This window comes from Helicobacter bilis ATCC 51630 (assembly GCF_000686565.1).
Classification (GTDB): domain Bacteria; phylum Campylobacterota; class Campylobacteria; order Campylobacterales; family Helicobacteraceae; genus Helicobacter_A; species Helicobacter_A bilis.
Genome location: NZ_JMKW01000111.1, coordinates 1 through 1,738, shown reverse-complemented (window position 1 = coordinate 1,738; position 1,738 = coordinate 1). Strand labels below are relative to the sequence as shown.

Genomic DNA, 1,738 nt, shown 5'->3' with positions numbered 1-1,738 from the left:
AACACACAAGCCCAAGAGCCAATACACCAAACACAAAACACAACACAAGGCTTTGATATAAACAACAAAGCTTACCAAGACTTTATAAAAGCAAAACTCGCCGCACAAAAGGGCGCAGAAATCTTAAACGATAAATTCTCAAACAATGATTATATGCAGGGTGCATACAGAGCAGTAAAAGAGAGTGCAAAAAGCTTTAATCCCCTTGATGAAGAAACAAAAGAGAGATATAACAAGGGCGCCTTCTTTGATGCCACATGGGAAGCATGGAATACAATGACAGGACAAACTGCCCTAAGAAACTATAACAAAGAAAAGCTAAAAGAGAAAGAAGCACAAAAGGCAGTGTATTCATACTTAGAAAAATATGGGACAAGTAAGGAATCTATAGGCTTAAAAAACTATGAAGAAGATAAGCTAAAAGAACAAAAGCTTATAAAAGGGATTCAAAACAAAGAGATAAAAGATTTAAGCGAAGAGGAAAAGGATTATTTAAGAGATTCTGAATCTAATATATCCCGCTTTATTGACTATCTTTTTACAGATGAAAATAAAAACCTACAAAAGTATAAAAACAATCTTACAAGACAAAATATTAACCATGAATTAGTAAAAAAGCTAGTCATACTTGACTCTCAAAACTCATCGATATTTAACTTAACAGAGGATTTGCAAAAAGAAGCAAGACAAAAGACACTTACATCAGGCACAAAACTAGCCCAAATGTATGGCTATGATAGGCTAGAGTATGATGCACAAGCACAAGATTATGTTTTAATCGATAAAGAGGGCAATAAGCTTTACCCCGATATGCAATCAGTCTTTAATAACTTGGGGACTGCCCTTGAAGCAAATTATTATGATGTAGTGTCTTCCTTTATCCCAGTAGGAAAAGCCGCACAAGTAACAAAGGGAGGTATTAAACTCACCCAAAGCTTAGCAAAAACAGCCCTGCAAAGTGCGGGAATGAGTGCGATAGCTAGTCCGCTAGATTATATCAATATGCAAAACGAGACAGCCCAAGAGGGCGATATACAAGACATACTAAAGCATAGTGCAGGAAATGCGTTAGGCAGTGCAGTAGGCGTGTATGTTGGAGCAGGTATAGCAAAAGGGGCAAGTAAAGCATATAACAGCATTAAAGATTTAAAGAATCTAAGCACAGATGATTTAAAAAACATAAAAATAAGCAAATACCTAGATAATGAAGAAGCTTCAATACACAGAAAACTAGCAAAATTTAATAAAAGTGAGATAGATTCTAATTATGAAATATTTAAAGGTTTGCAAAGCGATAGAATTATAAGTAAAGAGATGAAAGACCCCACATTCATGGGTAACTTCATGGATAAAATAAGCAATTATAATGTATTAAAACATCTCTCAAGCAAGAAAGAAAGCCAAGATAAGCTACTTTCTGCATTATTTTCTAATAAAGAGTTAGCTAGAGAGTTTGCAGGAAAACTCACAAGCGAAGAGGCTACAATCGTAAATAAGGCAATTCATGCAATGGGGGAAAACTTTACAAGACTTTCTAAAGAATACGAACAACAAATCATAGACGAGTATGCAAAAAGTGGAAAAATAAAGGGATTAAATCCACATATTGAATCTAACACACAAACAAATAAAGATTCTGTAATAAACCTGCCAGAAGTCTATAAACACATGCTAGATGAAATCGACAAACAAGCAAAACAAGATTATAAAACAAGCATTGATAACTTGCAAAATGCAT

General features: G+C 34.4%; 1 pseudogene. It reads left to right on the top strand.

The features are described from left to right. Positions 1–1,738, top strand: a pseudogene (locus tag T368_RS15990) (hypothetical protein); the annotation flags it as partial.